We start from the raw sequence: 18,127 nt of genomic DNA, 5'->3' as shown, positions 1-18,127 counted from the left end.
TTCAATCACTTACAGAATTCAGTGGAACTCTGTAGCGCAATATTTGGAGCGGGAAACGAGACTCGAACTCGCGACCCCGACCTTGGCAAGGTCGTGCTCTACCAACTGAGCTATTCCCGCGTCTTGGTGTGGCGCATTCTATAGATTCAGATTACGCCGTCAACCCCTTGATTCAAAAAAGTTTTATTTCGGCTCTACATCTGTCCGCAGATGCGGCCAGGCGGCGCGCAGGTATTGGACCATCGACCACAGCGTCAGGCCCGCGGAAACCAGCAGCAGTCCGTAACCCAACAGCACCCAGAAGCTGAAGTCCGAAGGGTTGGCCAGCAGGATCACCAGCGCCAGCATCTGCGCGGCGGTTTTCCATTTGCCCAGGTTCGACACGGCGACCTGGGCGCGGGCGCCCAGCTCGGCCATCCACTCACGCAGCGCCGAGACGACGATTTCGCGGCCGATGATCACCGCCGCCGGCAAGGTGAGCCAGAGGTTGCCGTGTTCCTGTACCAGCAGCACCAAGGCCACCGCGACCATCAGCTTGTCGGCCACCGGGTCGAGGAAGGCACCGAACGGCGTGCTCTGCTCCAGGCGTCGAGCCAGGTAACCATCCAGCCAGTCCGTCGCTGCGGCGAAGGCAAAGACCGAGGCGGAGGCCACGTAGCTCCAGTGGTACGGCAAATAGAACAGCAAAATGAAGATCGGAATGAGCAGGACGCGTAGAACGGTAATCAGATTTGGGATATTCATCGGCACAACTGGCTACAAGGTTGACGGGCATTCTACTCGCTGTGCAGGTTTGCATAAATCGACTCAGCGAGCTTTTTACTGATACCGGGTGCTTTGGCTATCTCCTCGATGCTGGCACGAGACAGTTCCTGCAATCCACCAAAATGTTTCAACAAGTCGCGACGGCGCGTCGGGCCGACGCCTGCCACACCTTCCAGTGTAGACGTCCGGCGCGTCTTGCCACGGCGGGCACGGTGTCCGGTGATGGCGAAACGGTGGGCTTCGTCACGGATCTGCTGGATCAGGTGCAACGCTGGCGAATCGCCCTTGAGGGTGAACTCATGGGCTGCGTCGTTCAGGTACAAGGTCTCGAAGCCGGCCTTGCGCGTCGCGCCCTTGGCCACGCCCAGCAGGATCAGGTCGGGCACCATCAGCTCATTGAGCACATCGCGGGCCATGGACAATTGGCCCTTGCCACCGTCCACCAGGAGGATGTCTGGCAACTTGCCCTCCCCGTCCTTGAGCTTGCCGAAACGCCGCATCAATGCCTGGTGCATGGCCGCGTAGTCATCGCCGGGCGTGACGCCTTCGATGTTGTACCGGCGGTAATCGGACTTGATCGGGCCTTCCGGACCGAACACCACGCAGGACGCCACGGTTGCCTCGCCACTGGAATGGCTGATGTCGTAGCACTCCAGCCGTTGCGGCGGCTCGTCCAGGTTGAGGACATCGGCCAGGGCCTCGAACCGCGCTGCGACGTGTTGACGGTTGGCCAGGCGCGCGCCGAGGGCCTGTTCGGCGTTGGTCACGGCCAGTTGCTGCCAACGGGCACGGGTGCCACGAACGCGGTGGCTGATGGTCAGTTCACGACCGCGAAGCTTATCGATGGCTTCGATCAGAGCCGGGAAATCCTCGTGGACCACGTTGACGATCAACTCGGCAGGCAAGTCGCGTTCCGGGCTGCTGATGTAGTACTGGCCCAGAAACGCCGCCATGACCTCAGCCACGTCCTCCTCGATACCCACTTGGGGAAAGAAGTTCTTGCTGCCCAGCACACGACCGCCGCGCACGCTGATCAAATGCACGCAAGCGCCGCCCGGGTTGATGAACGCAGCGATCACATCGACATCACCACTGCCCCCTTCCATGCTTTGCTGGTCCTGCACGCGGCGCAGCAGGCTGATCTGGTCGCGCAGCTCGGCGGCCCGCTCGAACTCAAGGTTGACCGCCGCGTCCTCCATGGCTGCCGACAGTTCATCGGTCAGCGCATTGCTGCGGCCCTCCAGGAACATCACCGAGTGACGCACGTCCTCGGCGTAGACCTGCGGCTCGACAAACCCCACGCAAGGCGCCTTGCAGCGTTTGATCTGGTATTGCAGGCAGGGCCGGGTACGGTTCTTGTAGTAGCTGTCTTCACACTGGCGAACGAAAAAGGTCTTCTGCAGCAGGCTGAGGCTTTCACGAATCGCCCCGGCGCTGGGATAAGGACCGAAATACCGACCCTTGGCCTTTTTGGCACCCCGATGAATGCTCAGGCGCGGAAAGGCCCCGTCGGACAGAAACACGTAGGGGTAGGATTTGTCGTCGCGCAGCAGGATGTTGTACGGCGGGCGCCATTCCTTGATCAGCGTCTGCTCAAGCAGCAGCGCCTCGGTTTCATTGGCGGTGATCGTCGTTTCGATTTGCGCGATGCGCCCCACCAGGGCGGCAGTCTTCGGCGCGAGGCCGGTCTTGCGAAAGTAACTGGCCAGGCGCTTCTTGAGGTTCTTGGCCTTGCCGACATAAAGCAGGCGTGCGTCGCCGTCGAACATGCGGTACACGCCGGGGCGACCGCTGCAAGTGGACAGGAACGCGCTTGGATCAAACAGATCAGTCATTTTCAGGCGCTGGCATCGACCATGCCGTGGCGCACCGCCAACAGTGTCAATTCGACGTCACTGCTGATCGAAAGCTTCTCGAAGATACGATAGCGGTAGGTGTTGACGGTTTTGGGCGACAGGCACAGCTTGTCGGAGATGATCTGCACCTTCTGGCAACCGACAATCATCAGGGCAATCTAGATTTCCCGCTCCGACAGCGCATCGAAGGGAGAATCGTTGGTTGGCTGGAACGACTTGATCGCCAATTGCTGGGCGATTTGCGGGCTGATGTAGCGTTGCCCGGCAAAAACCAGACGAATGGCCTGGACCATCTCGTTCAAGCCAGCGCCCTTGGTGAGGTAGCCCGCCGCGCCCGCCTGCAACAGCCGAGTGGGGAACGGATCCTCTTCGCACACGGTCACCGCGACCACCTTGATGTCCGGGTGACTGCGCAACAGCTTGCGCGTGGCTTCAAGGCCGCCGATGCCAGGCATCTTGACGTCCATCAACACCACGTCGGGCTTCAATTCACGCGCCTTGATCAGGGATTCTTCCCCGGATTCAGCCTGGCCAACTACCTGCAGGCCGTCGATGTCAGCCAGCATTCGTGTAATGCCCGTACGGACGAGATCATGGTCATCGACCACTAACACCCTAATCAAGCAGACACCTCACGATTTGGTCTTATTTGGGTTGCACAACACCTTAGCAAAAAGCATCCAGCAGACCTAGCGCAAAGGGACAGATAAAAGTTACAACACATCTTTATTGACACAACGTCCGAGGCTTCAAGCACCGGCGTCTCGCTGCATCCTCAGGAAACACTCATCCTCGCCCACGACCCGCAGGCCCATGCGTTCGTACAGGGCCCTGGCCGGATTATCCTTGAACACCGTCAGACGCAGCGCCGGCCGACGTTCCAGCCCCACCAGGTCCCAAACCTGTCCGATCGCCCAGGTACCCGCGCCCTGCCCACGAAACGCTTTATCTATCTGCAATTCCCGGATGTACAGCGCCCGGGCGTCGCGGCTGAGGCTGACGAAGCCCAGCGCCTGGCCTTCACGACTGATTATCCAGTTCTGGCGAATGATCCAGGCCAGATCGAATGCTTCGTCCTGCCAGAGCAAATCATGCTTGAGATAATAAGCAAGCATGTTGTCGCAGGTCAGTTGCCGGGCGAAGTCCATGTCCCCGGCCGTTGCGGCACGCCACTCGAAGCTCATGAAAACCTCATACGGGCGTTGCCACCGGCACGACCTGCCCAGCCCAGCCGTTGACATCGCGGCGGGCGATCACCAACAGCTCGCCCGTGCCTGGAGCGGCCACGAGCAGCGCACCGTCCGGGCCCCAGATCGCACTGCGGCCAGCCGATTCCCAGCCTCCGGTGGCGCCGCCATGATTGGCCATCAGCACGGTCATGGCATGCTGCCGGGCATAGCCTTGCAGCAATGCCGTATCGGGCACGTAACCACCCTCGGTGATCAACACCCCCGCCGCATATAGCGTAGCGCCCTGCCCGGCTGCCGCGGCAGCATGGCTGGCGTGGGAAAAATCGGCGCATACCACCAGGGCGATGCAATCCTGCCCCATCGCCAGTATCGAGCCGCCATGCCCCGGGGCGAAGGCGACTTCTTCCCCAGCGTGCAGATGCTGCTTGCTGTACACCCCGAGGGAACCGTCAGCGCCAAGGACCAACGCACCGATCAACACCGGGGCGTCCGCCGACAGGCGAATCGGCATGCCCACCACCGCTGTCAGGCCGAGTTCGCGGGCCAAGTCGCGCAGCGGTTGCAATACGGCATCCTCCGGCAGGATGGCCAGATCCGCCGCCAGGCCGCGTTCGTAACCGGTGAGTGACAGCTCAGGAAACACTAGCAACTGCACGCCCTGTTCAGCGGCCGCCTGCATGAAATGCTGATGACGCACGAGGTTGGCGCGAACATCCCCCGCGATGGAGATCGACTGGGCGGCGGCGAAGGCTGGAGCGGTCATGGGTCATCCTTGGGAGGCACTGCAAACCTGAAGTTTGTCATAAAGCCCAGCGGACTCAAGCTGGGGCGAACAATTGCATGCCCTCGATAGAATTTTCTGATTGAACCGGCGCACCGTCCTCAAGTAAGCTCAGGGCCATTCATCGGAGACAGACCATGTTCAACGCCCTCTCACCGCTTCAAACCGCCAGCGCCCCGCGCTCGGTTGCGGCTGCCCGGGCGAACAGTGTTCAAACTCCGGTCAGCTTTTATTTTGGGTATTGGTTTAGCCACTGGCGCGCCTGATACCCAACCGGCGCCCACTTTAAACGGGTCGCCTTCCAGAGTTTTCCAAACCCCCGGTCGGCCTCCCGACCGGGGGTTTTGTTTTTTCAGGCCCCACACATTTGCAGCACCAGACAACTTGAGGATTGAGCCATGAACTACGCCACTTATTACCGTCACGACAGTTTTTCCGCCTGGCGATTTACCAGCCACCGCTCGGGACAGCCTGCCGCCTCCGATCGGTCACCAACCGGTGGCAAGCCTCAATTGCGGGCCAATCCGGCCAATTGTCGAACACCCCACTAGGACCGGCGCGCGGGAATGAACCCGCTACCCGTCCAGGAAGCCAAATCATGAATTCGTCCGTCTCCGCTTTGCCGCTGTCCACGCTCAACCCTGCCAACGAAGCCCTGACCCTGCGTCTGCCGAGCTCGTTGCAACTCAAGCACCAATTGCCGCTCAGCACCGCCTTGAGCCACCAAGTGAGCGCCCATCGCCAGGCCATCCGCGCGATCCTCGACGGTGAGGACTCCCGCCTGCTGGTCATCGTCGGTCCCTGCTCGATCCACGACCCGAAATCCGCCCTCGAATACGCCGCCAACCTGGCTCGCGTGGCCCATGAAGTGCGCGACAGCATGCTGCTGGTCATGCGCGCCTACGTGGAAAAGCCCCGCACAACCGTAGGCTGGAAAGGCCTGGCCTACGATCCTGGCCTGGATGGCAGCGACGACATAGCCGCCGGCCTGACCTTGTCCCGGGAACTGATGCGCGAAATATTGCAACTGGGCTTGCCCGTCGCCACCGAACTGTTGCAACCCATGGCCGCCAGCTACTTCGATGACCTGCTCAGTTGGGTCGCCATCGGTGCACGCACCACCGAATCGCAGATCCATCGGGAAATGGCCAGCGGCCTGGGCATGCCCGTGGGGTTCAAGAACGGCACCGACGGCGGGGTTGGCATTGCCTGCGATGCCATGCGCTCTGCCGCCCATCCCCATCGGCATTTCGGCGTGGACAGCCAGGGGCATCCGGCGATCATCCAGACGTCGGGCAACCCCGACACCCACCTGGTGCTGCGCGGCGGCCATCGCGGGCCGAACTACGACCAGCAGAGCGTCACGCAGATACACCACGACCTGACCCGCCTCAAGATACCGGCCCGGATCATGGTGGACTGCAGCCACGCCAACAGCGGCAAAGACCCGCTGCGCCAACCGCAGGTGTTCAACGACGTGCTGGAACAACGGCTGCAAGGGAACCGCGCCCTGATCGGCATGATGCTCGAAAGCCATCTGTTCGAAGGCTGCCAGCCGCTGGGCCCGTCGATGCGCTACGGCGTATCGGTCACCGACGGTTGCCTGGGCTGGGAGTCCACCGAGCAGCTGTTGCGTGAAGCCCATCGCAAGCTGCAATTGCCAGCCTGAGGTCCCGAACCCACCTTCCCCTGGAACCTGGGGTCGGCGTGGGCCCCTTTGTGGGAGCGAGCTTGCTCGCGATAGCGTCAGTTCAGCCAGCATTAATGTTGCCTGAAACACTGTCATCGCGAGCAAGCTTGCTCCCACAGAGGTTGTGCCGGGCTTCGCTCAGCCCGGCGCCTTGGAACGAACCTGGACCGTCACCCACTCGGACCGCTGGCTGACGTCATCCAGGCGCTCAACCTGATAGAACACGCTCACCGATCTCTCGCCTTGATCCTGCCAATACGCCGCAGGAATCAAAAAAGCGAGCGGTTGGCCTGCCGTGGCCTCGGTGATTTCGCGCTCACGGACATAAGACGAGTTCCCATTGCATTGCAACCAGACCAGTTCGCCCGCCTCAAGCCCGGGATCATCGATGACAATTGTCACCCCCTCTTGCAAATCGTCGACATCCAGCCACCCGTCGTTCATCTCCCGGATCCTGGGTGCCTTCAACGCAGGACGCAGCAGAGGACCGATGTGCAACGACAAGGGCTCGGCGCGGCGCACCGAATGTCCGCGCCTGACGACATAGGCCAAGGCCAGGTTGTGCCCTACATGGGGAGCGATCAGCGAATGATCGACCCAGAGCGACACCTCACGACCAACCGCATGGGCTTCTATCTCCAGCACATCGCGCCAAAGCGCGTTGGAGTCCTTGCTGGCCGTCAGGATCAATCGATCGCCGACCGCCATCCTGGCGTAGGGCCGAATCGTCACCCACGTTCCGTCAGGTACCCGACTCGGATCAAGGCTGCCACCGACCGCATCGTTGGCAATGGCAGGCAGCAGTTGCGGTGATACATCGCCGATGTCCAGTTGCAGGTGTTGCGAAACCAGGGTGGCCGGCAACTGTTTGCCCGTCACCTGGTAGGAGAGCTCCAGCGAGCCACCGTCCAACTCGGCGATATGCGGTTCGCGCACGACGAACACGACGTCTCGCCCTACTTGCCGCTCCGTGACGAACCCGGCCACTTCATGTCGGTAGGGCTCTCCCTCGTTGTTGAGTCCATGCCAACGCAGCAGCACCTCATCCCCGCACGCCATCATTGGATAAGGCTTGACGGTAACGACGGCCTTGCGCCACGCGGGGTCGATCACCCCGTCCCTGGCCGCTGCCAGGACCGGCGGCGGCAGCCTTGCTCCTGAGGTTGAACGGGATCGTTGAAGGGAGGGGTAAGTGATCATGTACAGGCTCCAGTCCTTGGATGAAGGCACCGTTTGCATAACGGTGCTCGATGGAGCCATTAAAACCCGCTCGCGCCAAACCCACAGCCGGACAAGACGACAACGACCGTGGTCCCTGGCGTTCAAAGCTGTAGCTGCAAACGACTCGGGTTATAGGAGACTTCCTATACCTTTAGCCAGCGCCGGACTATTTCCCATTCTTCCCACTTTTTCTATTCCGGTTTCCCCAGTTCAGAGCGGTTTCTTCCTACACCGCCCATTACAGGCCTGGATTAGAGTGAGGTCGCAAACTCATCGTGAACCTCTTCGAAAAAGGTACGAACATGCAACGGAATGCAACCACTCAATTTCCCATCCTGTTGGTCCATGGGTTGTTCGGGTTTGACAGGATCGGCGGCTTCGAACTTTTCCATGGCATCAAACAAGCCCTGCGCGCAGGCGGTGCCCGGGTGTTCATCCCGTACCTGTCGGCCACCCATTGCAACGAGGCCAGGGGCGAACAACTGCTGGTGCAGATCGATCGGGTCCTGGCCGGCACCGGTGCCGCCCGGGTCAACTTGATCGGCCACAGCCAGGGTGCGCTGGCCGCCCGGTATGCCGCCGCGCTGGCCCCCGAAAAAGTGGCCTCGGTCACGTCGGTCAGCGGTCCCAACCATGGATCCGAACTGGCCGATTTCCTGCGCAAGGCCCTTACCCCCGGACGGTTGCCAGGGCATGTGGCAAAAGGCGTCGCCACACTGTTCGCCGATTTCATCTCGCTGCTTGACGGGCAGGCGCAGCTATCGCCCACCGCCGTCGCCGCGCTGGCGACGTTGACTACTGAGGGCGTGGGTGCCTTCAACGACAAATACCCCCAAGGCCTGCCGAAGCACTGGGGTGGGAACGGCCCGGACCGGGTCAATGGCGTGCGCTACTACTCATGGAGCGGTACGTTGCCAGAGGCAACGGGGGAAGCATCGGAGCCTTTGCAGGCTTTCTGCCGCGCCTTTTCCGGATACTTCATCACTGAAGCCGAACAGAACGACGGCCTGGTCGGACGCTTCAGTTCGCACCTGGGCAAGGTCATTCGTTCCGACTATCCAATGGACCACATAGAGTCCATCAACCCAGGAGGCACCACGTTACGCAAGGGTACAGACCCCACAGAGCTTTACCTGCGCCACGCCGAACGCCTGCGCAAAGCCGGCCTTTGATCGCCGGGCCCAAGGTTTTGACGCAATTTTGACAACAACCCGTTAATGAATCCGGTAGGCTCAACACCTTTAAATACAGCGAAAGGAATTTCCCCCATGGCCAAAGCCACTGCCCGCCACATCCTGGTTTCCACCGAAGACAAGTGCAACGAACTCAAGGCCCAGATCGAAGCCGGCGCCGATTTCGCCGAAGTTGCCAAAGCCAACTCCTCCTGCCCGTCCAGCCGTCAGGGCGGCGACCTGGGCTCGTTCGGCCCGGGCCAGATGGTCAAGGAATTCGACACCGTGGTGTTCAGCGCACCGATCAATGTGGTCCAGGGCCCGGTCAAGACCCAGTTCGGCTACCACCTGCTGGAAGTCACCAGCCGTCAGGACTGATTCCGGTACAGATACCCTTCACTCAAGGGTGATGTGATTCATTGTGGCGAGGGGATTTATCCCCGCTGTGGGAGCAAGGCTTGCCCGCGATGAACGATAACGCGGCTTAGCTGTTGGACCGTGGCGCGGCCATCGCGGGCAAGCCTTGCTCCCACAGGTCTTGCTCCCACAGATAAATCCCTTCTCCACAAGGACTGGCGATCCAGGCGCCGCTCGCGTACAAATCGTGTCATCGATCACCCGGCTTTAAGGCTGACAATGCGACTGGCGTTCCCTTCCCTGCTATTGACTGCCGTGGTCCTGCTGACAGGCGCCGTCGGCGTCGATGCAGCACCGCAGCATGCCCTGACTGTCTATGGCGAACCGGCCAAATACGCCGAAGGCTTCGGCCACTTCGCCTACACCAATCCACAGGCCCCCAAAGGCGGGACCATGCGCCGCTCGGCCATCGAGATCGGCCACTTCGACCATGTGCTGCCGTATATCGACAAAGGCATCGGCGTCAGCCAGATCGATGGCCTGCTGTATTCGCCACTGGCCCAGCGCTCGCTGGATGAGCCCTATACCGTCTACGGCCTGGTGGCGCAGAAGATGGAGCGCGCCGACGATGGCCTGTCCCTGCGTTTCTACCTGAACCCCAAGGCGCGCTTCGCCGATGGCAAGCCCATTACCGCCCAGGATGTGCGCTACAGTTTCGAGCTGTTGATGACCCAGGGCAGCCTGCGTTATCGCACCCAGTTCGCGGCGGTCAAGGACGTCGTGGTCGAGGACGAGCGCACCGTGCGCTTCAATTTCAAGAACAACGAAAGCCGCACCCTGCCCCTGGACATCGCCACCTTGCCGGTCTTTCCCGAACATTGGTGGAAGACCCGCGACTTCGCCAACGGCGGCGGCTACGAGGCGCCACTGGGCAGTGGCCCCTACCGGGTGAGCAAGGTCGATTCCGGGCGCAGCATTACCTTCAAGCGCAATGCCGATTGGTGGGGCAAGGACTTGCCGGTCAGTCGTGGGCTCTACAATTTCGATCATTTCAGCATCGAGTATTTTGGCGACACCGACGTCGCCCGCCAGGTGCTGCGCGGCGGCGCCTATGACTACAACCGCGAATTCTCCGCCACCGGCTATTCCATCGGCTATGACGGCCCGGCCCTGCAGGATGGTCGCCTGCAAAAGGCCCACCTGGCCACCCAAGCCCCCCAGAGCGCCCAGGGTTTCGTCTTCAACCTGCAAAAACCGCAATTCCAGGACCGGCGGGTGCGCCAGGCCCTGGCCCTGCTCTGGGACTTCGAATGGAGCAACCGCCAGATGATGCGCAACGTCTATGTGCGTCAGCAGAGTTACTTTTCCAACACTGACCTTGCCGCCCGGGAACTGCCCGATGCCGGTGAACGGGCGATTCTCGAGCCCTTGCGCGGGCAGATTCCCGACGAAGTCTTCACCCAAGTCTTCCAGGCTCCGAAAACCGACGGCAGCGGCGTGATCCGCGACAAGCAACTGCAAGCCCTGGCGCTGCTGGAACAGGCCGGCTGGAAACCCGACGGCGACCGCTTGGTGAATGCCGAGGGCGAGCCGCTGAGCTTCACGTTCCTGAACAGCCAGAACGGTATCGACCGCCTGCTGCTGCCCTATAAACGAACCTTGGCGCAAATCGGCATCGACATGAACATCCGCCGCATCGACGCGTCCCAGTACGTCAATCGCCTGATGAGCCGCGACTACGACATGATCATCACCGGCTACCCCGTCAGCACATCACCGGGCATGGAACTCTACAATTACTTTGGCTCGGCGGCCGCCAACGATCCGGGGGCCAACAACTACATGGCCTTGAAGAACCCGGCGGTGGACACGCTGATCGACGGGCTGGTCAAGGCCACCACCCAAGCCGACATGCTGCGCCATGCCCACGCCCTGGACCGGGTGCTGCAATGGAATTACTACTGGATCCCCAACTATTACCCGCCAGGCAGCTCGACCGTGTGGTGGAACCGCTTCGGCATCCCGAAAGTACAGGCCAGTAATGACGAAGCCATCGAAAGCTGGTGGGAAGTGAGCACCACTCCGTTGACCAACGAGCAGATGCGCGCCGAACTCATCAGGCGTGGCACACCCGGAGGGCGGCATTGATGTGGGCTTATATCGCACGGCGCCTGCTGCTGATCATTCCGACCCTGGTGATTATTCTGTTGGTGAACTTCGTCATCGTGCAGGCCGCGCCCGGCGGGCCGGTGGAACAGGCCATCGCCCAACTGCAAGGCATTGGCGGCGCCAGTGTCGGCGGTTCGGGCAATGCCATGACCGGCAGCTCCCGCGCCAGTCGCGGCCTGGATCCGCAACTGATCAAGGACATCGAGAAACAATACGGCTTCGATAAACCGGCCCACGAACGCCTGTGGCTGATGCTCAGCAGTTACGCCCGCCTCGACTTCGGCAAAAGTTTCTTCCGCGGCGCGACGGTCACTGATCTGATCCTGGAAAAGATGCCGGTGACCATTTCCCTCGGGCTCTGGGCGACGCTGATCACGTACCTGGTGTCGATCCCCCTGGGCATCCGCAAGGCGGTGCGTCACGGCTCGGCATTCGATGTGTGGAGCAGCACGGCGATCATCATTGGTTATGCGATGCCGGCGTTCCTCTTCGCGATGTTCCTGATCGTGGTGTTCGCCGGCGGCACCTCGCTGAACTGGTTTCCGGTGCGCGGGCTGGTATCGGATAACTTCGAGTCACTGTCGACGCTGGGCAAGATCGCCGACTACTTCTGGCATCTGGTGCTGCCGGTCACGTCGCTGGTGATCGGCGGCTTCGCCACCCTGACGATCCTGACCAAGAACTCGTTTCTCAATGAGATCACCCGCCAGTACGTGGTCACCGCGCGGGCCAAGGGCATGAGCGAACGCCGGGTGCTGTACGGCCACGTGTTCCGCAACGCGATGCTGCTGGTGGTATCGGGTATTCCCCAGGCGTTCATCAGCGTGTTCTTCGCCGGTTCCTTGCTGATCGAGGTAATTTTTTCCCTCGACGGCCTCGGACGCATGAGCTACGAGGCCGCGGTGTCCCGGGATTATCCGGTGGTGTTCGGCTCGCTGTTCATCTTCACGTTGTTCGGTCTGCTGATCAAACTCGTCGGCGACCTCTGCTACACCCTGGTGGACCCGCGCATCGACTTCGCCGCGAGGAACGCCTGATGTTCAAGTTTTCCCCCTTGGGCCGCCGGCGCTTCGAACGTTTCAGGAAAAACCGTCGGGGCTGGTGGTCGCTGTGGCTGTTCATCGGCCTGTTCATCCTGAGCCTGGGCGGCGAGCTGATCGCCAATGACAAGCCGCTGGTGGTCAGCTACCAGGGTTCGCTGTATTTCCCGGTGTTCAAGCGCCATACCGAACAGGAATTTGGTGGGCAACTGCCGTTCCAGGCCGACTACCGCAGCAGCTACGTGCAGAACCTGATCCATAAGGACGGCGGCTGGCTGTGGTTTCCACCGATCCCGTTCAGCGACGACACACCCAATTACGACCTCAACCAGCCGGCCCCGAGCCCACCCTCGACCGTGAACTGGCTGGGCACCGATGACCAGTCCCGGGACGTGCTGGCCCGGGTGATCTTCGGCGCGCGGGTGTCGATCCTGTTCGCCCTGGCCCTGACCGCCATCAGCGCGCTGATCGGCATCGCCGCCGGGGCATTGCAGGGGTACTACGGTGGCTGGGTGGATTTGCTCGGGCAACGCTTGCTGGAAGTCTGGTCCGGGCTGCCGGTGCTCTACTTGCTGATCATCCTGTCCGGCTTCGTGGAGCCGAACTTCTGGTGGCTGCTGGGGATCATGGCGCTGTTTTCCTGGCTGGCCCTGGTGGACGTGGTTCGCGCCGAGTTCCTGCGCGGACGCAACCTGGAATACGTGAAAGCCGCCCGGGCCCTGGGCTTGTCGGACCGCAAGGTGATCGTGCGGCATATCCTGCCCAACGCGATGAACGCCACCCTGAGCTACCTGCCCTTCATCCTCACCGGGGCGATCTCCACCCTCACAGCCCTGGACTTCCTCGGTTTCGGCATGCCGGCCGGCAGCGCGTCGCTGGGGGAACTGATCGCCCAGGGTAAGCAAAACCTGCAAGCGCCGTGGCTGGGATTGACGGCGTTTTTCACCCTGGCGCTGATTCTTTCTCTACTGGTGTTTATCGGCGAGGCGTTGCGAGACGCGTTCGACCCACGATCATGAAACGGCCATGAAGCAGAACCTTGAGATGAGCGACAACCTGATCGAAATCCGCGACCTGAGCGTGGCCTTCAACGACCAGACGGTGGTGCGCAACCTGTGCCTGGACATCCGCCCCGGCGAATGCCTGGCCCTGGTGGGCGAGTCCGGCTCCGGCAAGTCGGTGACGGCCCACTCGATCCTGCAATTGCTGCCCGAGACCGAAGCCCGCACCACCGGCAGCATTCGCTATCGCGGCCAGGAACTGCTGGGTGCCGATCCCACGGCCCTGCGGGAGTTGCGCGGTAACCGGATCGCGATGATCTTCCAGGAGCCGATGACCTCGCTGAACCCGCTGCACAGCGTCGAGAAGCAGATCGGTGAAACCCTGATGCTGCACCGGGGCCTGGGCGGCAAAGCGGCGCGCCAGCGCATCCTGGAACTGCTGGCCCTGGTGGGCATCCAGAAACCCGCCGAACGCCTCAAGGCCTATCCCCATCAACTGTCCGGCGGCCAGCGCCAACGGGTGATGATCGCCATGGCCCTGGCCTGTGAGCCGGAGCTGTTGATTGCCGACGAACCGACCACCGCGCTGGACGTGACCGTGCAGCGCAAGATCCTGCTGCTGCTCAAGTCCTTGCAGCAACGGCTCGGCATGTCCTTGCTGCTGATCAGCCACGACCTCAACCTGGTGCGCAGCATCGCCCAACGGGTGTGCGTGATGAAGGCAGGGGAAATCGTCGAACAGGCACCTTGCGAAACCCTGTTCAGCACACCGAAACATCCCTACAGCTGCGAGCTGTTGCACGCCGAACCGGAAGGCGAAGCCCTGCCCCGGGACGAGCGCGAAAATGTGTTGCAAGTGCAGGACCTGCGCGTGAGTTTTCCCTTGGGCGGCGGGCTGTTCCGGCGCAAGGAATACTTGCGCGCCGTGGACGGCATCAGCCTGAGCATCCAGCGCGGCAAGACCCTGGGCATCGTCGGCGAATCCGGTTCCGGCAAGTCCACGCTCGGCCAGGCGATCCTGCGCCTGATCGACTCCGAAGGCAGCATCCGCTTCCAGGGCCAGGCCCTCGATCAGCTGTCGCACAAGGCACTGCGGCCATGGCGCAAGCAGATGCAGGTGGTGTTCCAGGACCCGTTCGGCAGCCTCAGCCCGCGCATGTCGGTACAGCAGATCATCAGCGAAGGTCTCGAGGTCCACCAGCCTTCCAGCGCCGAACAATGTGAAGCCCGGGTGATCCAGGCCCTCAAGGAGGTCGGCCTCGACCCTTCGACCCGTCATCGCTACCCCCACGAATTCTCCGGCGGCCAGCGCCAGCGCATCGCCATCGCCCGGGCGTTGGTGCTCAAGCCAGCGTTGATTTTGCTGGACGAACCCACCTCGGCACTGGATCGCACCGTACAGAAACAAGTCGTCGCCCTGCTCCGCCAGCTCCAGGAGAAGTACGACTTGACCTATCTGTTCATCAGCCACGACCTGGCGGTGGTCCGTGCCTTGGCCCACGACATGATCGTGATCAAGGACGGCAAAGTGGTCGAGCAAGGCGCCAGCCATGACGTGTTCGACTCGCCCCAGCATCCCTATACCAAGGAGTTGTTGGCGGCAGCGCATCCGGGGTGGGCATAATGCGGCGCATGACGTAGCTTCGTGTCGCCCTCATCGCGAGCAAGCTCGCTCCCACAGTGGTCTGCGTCGCACTGAAGATCAACTGTGGGAGCGAGCTTGCTCGCGATGAGGACCTGACAGGCAACACACAATCCGGACCCGACCATGAACCCCACCGAAAGCCTCAAGGATTACAAGCGCGTCCGCACGCTGGCGATCCGTTCGTTGTTCGAGATCATCGAGCAGTCCAGCGAAGGCACGGTGATTGTCGACCGTGATGCGAATATCGTCTGGATGAACGAACGCTACGCCCGCCGCTTCGGCCTGAACTCGGCGCAGGAGGCGATTGGCCGGGCGTGCGAAAGCGTGATTCCCGGCAGCCTGTTGCGTGAAGTGGTGCGCACCGGGCGCCCGATCCTGCTGGACATGCAGGACACGCCCAAGGAGCCCCTGGTGGTGATGCGCCTGCCGATCCACGACAGCGCAGGTGCGGTAATCGGTGCCATCGGCTTTGCCTTGTTCGATGAATTGCGCAGCCTGTCCCCGATGCTCAAGCGCTACCTGAGCATGCAGGAAGAACTGGCCTCCACCCGCTCGCTGCTGCGGGCGCGCCAGACCAAGTACAACTTTGCCCATTTCATTGGCACCAGCAACGCCGGCCTTGAGGTCAAGCGCCGTGCCCGGCGCAGCGCCAGCGCCGATTCGCCGGTGCTGCTGCTCGGCGAAACCGGCACCGGCAAGGAACTGCTGGCCCAGGCCATCCACAGTGCTTCGCCGCGGGCGCACAAGGCGTTCGTCAGCATCAACAGCGCGGCAATTCCCGAGTCGCTGCTGGAAGCCGAATTCTTCGGCACCGCCCCCGGGGCGTTTACCGGGGCCGACCGCAAGGGCCGCGCCGGCAAACTGCAGATTGCCCAGGGCGGCACGCTGTTCCTCGACGAGATTGGCGACATGCCGCTGCCGCTGCAAAGCAAACTGCTGCGCGTGCTCCAGGAAAAGGAATACGAACCGGTGGGCTCCAATGAGGTGCTGCAAAGCGACGTGCGAATAATCGCCGCCACCTCCATGGATCTGGAAGCAGCGATCAAGCGCGGAGAGTTCCGCGCCGACCTGTATTACCGCCTCAACGTGCTGCCGATCCAGGTCCCGCCGTTGCGCGAACGCCTGGATGATTTGCCGGCCCTGAGTGAAGCGATCCTTGAAGAACTGCGCAGCCAGCACGAACTGAACCACGCCGCCCTCGACCTGCTACGGCAACACGCCTGGCCGGGCAACATCCGCGAACTGCGCAATGTGCTGGAACGGGCCGCGCTGCTCAGTGATGACCTGGTGCTCACAGCGGCGGACATCCGCGCCGCCATCGGCACGTTCATACCGGTAACCCACACGGCAAGCCCGAGCCTGGAACCGCTGCCGCAAGAAACTTTCAGCGAAGCCCGGGCACGCTTCGACCGGCAGTTGATCGAAACCACCCTCGTGCAATGCGGGGGCAAAGTGGTTGAAGCGGCCGAGCGGTTGGGGTTGGGACGGTCGACGCTGTACAAGAAAATGGTGGCGTTGGGGATTGCCGAGTCTCAATAGAGAGACTTTATTCTCAAAATATAGACTTGCACTTCTGGAGCGCTTTGCGCTCATCGCGAGCAAGCTCGCTCCCACAGGAGATTGGGGTTCCTCTGAAGTACGCGGTCAACTGTGGGAGCGAGCTTGCTCGCGATGAGGCCTGCACGCCCCACACAAATCTCAAAACAGAGACAAACCTCTCATTCCCGCCCTACAGCTCCAAATAATTTCTTTATATTTCAACTAGTTACACACATGGCACAAAACTCGCTAAAGCCCCCTCCACAGCTTCACCACAACAATAACAATCCAGGAGACACACCATGAGTGTGATCATTGCCTTGGCAGCCCTCACGCTGTTGATGGTCGCCGCCTACCGTGGCTACAGCGTTATCCTCTTTGCCCCCATCGCCGCCCTCGGCGCCGTCCTGCTCACCGACCCGTCCGCCGTCGCCCCGGCCTTTACCGGGGTGTTCATGGAAAAAATGGTCGGCTTCATCAAACTGTATTTCCCGGTGTTCCTGCTCGGCGCGGTGTTCGGCAAGCTGATCGAGCTGTCGGGGTTCTCCCGCTCCATCGTCGCCGCGGCGATTCGCTTGCTGGGGACGCGCCAGGCCATGCTGGTGATCGTGCTGGTCTGTGCCTTGCTGACCTATGGCGGTGTGTCGCTGTTCGTCGTGGTGTTCGCGGTGTACCCGTTCGCCGCCGAGATGTTCCGCCAGAGCAATATCCCCAAGCGCCTGATTCCGGCCACCATCGCCCTCGGCGCGTTCTCGTTCACCATGGACGCCCTGCCCGGCACGCCGCAGATCCAGAACATCATCCCCAGCACGTTCTTCAACACCACCGCCTGGGCCGCACCGTGGCTGGGCGTGATCGGTACGATCTTCGTGTTCAGCCTCGGCATGCTGTTCCTGCAACGCCAGCGCAACAAGGCCCAGCGCGTGGGCGAAGGCTACGGCACCGAGTTGCGCAACGAGCCGGAAACCGCCGAAGACATCAAGCTGCCAAACCCCTGGATCGCCGTTTCGCCGCTGCTGGCGGTTGGGCTCATGAACCTGTTGTTCACCCAGTGGATTCCCCAGTGGTATGGCAAGACCCACAGCCTGGCGCTGCCGGGCATGGCCACGCCAGTGACCAGCGACATCGCCAAGCTCACCGCGATCTGGGCGGTGCAGGCGGCATTGCTGGTGGGCATCATCATGGTCCTGATATTCGGTTTCCGGGCCATTCGCAGCAAACTGGCCGAAGGCAGCAAGAGCGCCGTGGGCGGTGCGTTGCTGGCGGCAATGAACACTGCGTCGGAATACGGTTTCGGCGCGGTCATCGCCTCCTTGCCGGGCTTCCTGGTACTGGCCGATTGGCTCAAGAGCATTCCCAACCCACTGGTCAACGAAGCCGTGACCGTCACGCTGCTGGCGGGCATCACCGGTTCCGCCTCGGGTGGCATGAGCATCGCCCTGGCGGCGATGTCGGAAACCTTTATCAGCGCCGCCCACGCTGCCAACATTCCTCTGGAGGTGTTGCACCGGGTGGCCGCCATGGCCAGCGGCGGCATGGACACCCTGCCCCACAACGGCGCGGTGATTACCCTGCTGGCGGTGACCGGGCTGACCCACCGCGAAGCCTACAAAGACATTTTCTGCATTACGCTGATCAAGACCCTCGCGGTGTTCTTCGTGATCGGTGTGTTCTACGCCACTGGCATTGTGTGAGGTTCCC

The 18,127-nt window shown here is 61.8% G+C and carries 14 protein-coding genes, 1 tRNA gene and 1 pseudogene; 9 read left to right on the top strand and 7 right to left on the bottom strand.

Annotation, left to right across the window (positions count from 1 at the left end; translation table 11 throughout):
- Window positions 1-44: 44 nt before the first annotated feature.
- The 6 genes and pseudogenes from HU749_RS11740 to HU749_RS11715 form a co-directional block, all read right to left on the bottom strand.
- Window positions 45-120: transfer RNA gene (locus HU749_RS11740), tRNA-Gly, on the bottom strand.
- A gap of 63 nt (window positions 121-183) precedes the next feature.
- Entirely contained in the window at window positions 184-744 is a 561-nt protein-coding gene (gene pgsA, locus HU749_RS11735) for a CDP-diacylglycerol--glycerol-3-phosphate 3-phosphatidyltransferase (RefSeq protein WP_014338708.1), read from the bottom strand.
- A 32-nt stretch (window positions 745-776) separates the two neighbouring features.
- Window positions 777-2,600, bottom strand: coding sequence for an excinuclease ABC subunit UvrC (gene uvrC, locus HU749_RS11730; RefSeq protein WP_013692725.1), 1,824 nt, complete (start codon window positions 2,598-2,600; stop codon window positions 777-779).
- A 2-nt stretch (window positions 2,601-2,602) separates the two neighbouring features.
- Window positions 2,603-3,244: pseudogene (gene gacA / locus HU749_RS11725) on the bottom strand (response regulator transcription factor GacA).
- Between the two features lie 126 nt (window positions 3,245-3,370).
- Window positions 3,371-3,805, bottom strand: a complete 435-nt coding sequence (locus HU749_RS11720; RefSeq protein ID WP_186650681.1) for a GNAT family N-acetyltransferase — start codon at window positions 3,803-3,805, stop codon at window positions 3,371-3,373.
- Between the two features lie 7 nt (window positions 3,806-3,812).
- Entirely contained in the window at window positions 3,813-4,574 is a 762-nt protein-coding gene (locus HU749_RS11715; RefSeq protein WP_186650679.1) for a carbon-nitrogen hydrolase family protein, read from the bottom strand.
- A gap of 616 nt (window positions 4,575-5,190) precedes the next feature.
- Here HU749_RS11715 and HU749_RS11710 point away from each other — a divergent pair.
- The gene (locus HU749_RS11710; RefSeq protein ID WP_186650677.1) at window positions 5,191-6,261 is read left to right on the top strand and encodes a 3-deoxy-7-phosphoheptulonate synthase; all 1,071 of its coding nucleotides are present in this window, start codon (window positions 5,191-5,193) and stop codon (window positions 6,259-6,261) included.
- 159 nt (window positions 6,262-6,420) lie between these two features.
- Here the strand turns inward: HU749_RS11710 and HU749_RS11705 are convergent, their stop codons facing one another.
- Entirely contained in the window at window positions 6,421-7,482 is a 1,062-nt protein-coding gene (locus tag HU749_RS11705; protein WP_225919155.1) for a hypothetical protein, read from the bottom strand.
- Window positions 7,483-7,805: 323 nt separating this feature from the next.
- On the opposite strand from HU749_RS11705, the gene HU749_RS11700 reads away from it, so the two are divergent.
- From HU749_RS11700 to HU749_RS11665, 8 genes are all read left to right on the top strand, one after another.
- Window positions 7,806-8,675 carry an esterase/lipase family protein gene (locus tag HU749_RS11700; RefSeq protein ID WP_046062134.1) on the top strand — a complete coding sequence of 290 codons (870 nt, stop codon included), beginning with the start codon at window positions 7,806-7,808 and terminating at the stop codon, window positions 8,673-8,675.
- Between the two features lie 96 nt (window positions 8,676-8,771).
- Window positions 8,772-9,053 (top strand): peptidylprolyl isomerase, encoded by a 282-nt coding sequence (locus HU749_RS11695; protein WP_003200262.1) that lies wholly within the window; start codon window positions 8,772-8,774, stop codon window positions 9,051-9,053.
- A 258-nt stretch (window positions 9,054-9,311) separates the two neighbouring features.
- Window positions 9,312-11,180 (top strand): extracellular solute-binding protein, encoded by a 1,869-nt coding sequence (locus HU749_RS11690; protein ID WP_186650675.1) that lies wholly within the window; start codon window positions 9,312-9,314, stop codon window positions 11,178-11,180.
- Window positions 11,180-12,238: a microcin C ABC transporter permease YejB gene (locus HU749_RS11685; protein ID WP_046062038.1), complete on the top strand. Its 1,059-nt coding sequence runs from the start codon at window positions 11,180-11,182 to the stop codon at window positions 12,236-12,238. The genes HU749_RS11690 and HU749_RS11685 overlap by 1 nt, the downstream gene beginning before the upstream one ends.
- The gene (locus HU749_RS11680; RefSeq protein WP_014338698.1) at window positions 12,238-13,260 is read left to right on the top strand and encodes an ABC transporter permease; all 1,023 of its coding nucleotides are present in this window, start codon (window positions 12,238-12,240) and stop codon (window positions 13,258-13,260) included. The genes HU749_RS11685 and HU749_RS11680 overlap by 1 nt, the downstream gene beginning before the upstream one ends.
- A gap of 25 nt (window positions 13,261-13,285) precedes the next feature.
- The gene (locus HU749_RS11675) at window positions 13,286-14,866 is read left to right on the top strand and encodes an ABC transporter ATP-binding protein (protein ID WP_079302517.1); all 1,581 of its coding nucleotides are present in this window, start codon (window positions 13,286-13,288) and stop codon (window positions 14,864-14,866) included.
- Window positions 14,867-15,010: 144 nt separating this feature from the next.
- Window positions 15,011-16,426, top strand: a complete 1,416-nt coding sequence (locus tag HU749_RS11670; protein ID WP_046062039.1) for a sigma-54 interaction domain-containing protein — start codon at window positions 15,011-15,013, stop codon at window positions 16,424-16,426.
- Window positions 16,427-16,728: 302 nt separating this feature from the next.
- Entirely contained in the window at window positions 16,729-18,120 is a 1,392-nt protein-coding gene (locus HU749_RS11665) for a GntP family permease (RefSeq protein ID WP_014338695.1), read from the top strand.
- Window positions 18,121-18,127: the final 7 nt, after the last annotated feature.

This window comes from Pseudomonas ogarae, assembly GCF_014268695.2.
GTDB classification, from domain to species: domain Bacteria; phylum Pseudomonadota; class Gammaproteobacteria; order Pseudomonadales; family Pseudomonadaceae; genus Aquipseudomonas; species Aquipseudomonas kilonensis.
This window is presented reverse-complemented; position numbering and strand designations above follow the sequence as displayed.

Bases quoted from the DNA above. Each gene is read 5' to 3' on its own strand.
- pgsA (WP_014338708.1), bottom strand. From the start codon at position 744: ATGAATATCCCAAATCTGATTACCGTTCTACGCGTCCTGCTCATTCCG.
- uvrC (WP_013692725.1), bottom strand. From the start codon at position 2,600: ATGACTGATCTGTTTGATCCAAGCGCGTTCCTGTCCACTTGCAGCGGT.
- HU749_RS11720 (WP_186650681.1), bottom strand. From the start codon at position 3,805: ATGAGCTTCGAGTGGCGTGCCGCAACGGCCGGGGACATGGACTTCGCC.
- HU749_RS11715 (WP_186650679.1), bottom strand. From the start codon at position 4,574: ATGACCGCTCCAGCCTTCGCCGCCGCCCAGTCGATCTCCATCGCGGGG.
- HU749_RS11710 (WP_186650677.1), top strand. From the start codon at position 5,191: ATGAATTCGTCCGTCTCCGCTTTGCCGCTGTCCACGCTCAACCCTGCC.
- HU749_RS11705 (WP_225919155.1), bottom strand. From the start codon at position 7,482: ATGATCACTTACCCCTCCCTTCAACGATCCCGTTCAACCTCAGGAGCA.
- HU749_RS11700 (WP_046062134.1), top strand. From the start codon at position 7,806: ATGCAACGGAATGCAACCACTCAATTTCCCATCCTGTTGGTCCATGGG.
- HU749_RS11695 (WP_003200262.1), top strand. From the start codon at position 8,772: ATGGCCAAAGCCACTGCCCGCCACATCCTGGTTTCCACCGAAGACAAG.
- HU749_RS11690 (WP_186650675.1), top strand. From the start codon at position 9,312: ATGCGACTGGCGTTCCCTTCCCTGCTATTGACTGCCGTGGTCCTGCTG.
- HU749_RS11685 (WP_046062038.1), top strand. From the start codon at position 11,180: ATGTGGGCTTATATCGCACGGCGCCTGCTGCTGATCATTCCGACCCTG.
- HU749_RS11680 (WP_014338698.1), top strand. From the start codon at position 12,238: ATGTTCAAGTTTTCCCCCTTGGGCCGCCGGCGCTTCGAACGTTTCAGG.
- HU749_RS11675 (WP_079302517.1), top strand. From the start codon at position 13,286: ATGAGCGACAACCTGATCGAAATCCGCGACCTGAGCGTGGCCTTCAAC.
- HU749_RS11670 (WP_046062039.1), top strand. From the start codon at position 15,011: ATGAACCCCACCGAAAGCCTCAAGGATTACAAGCGCGTCCGCACGCTG.
- HU749_RS11665 (WP_014338695.1), top strand. From the start codon at position 16,729: ATGAGTGTGATCATTGCCTTGGCAGCCCTCACGCTGTTGATGGTCGCC.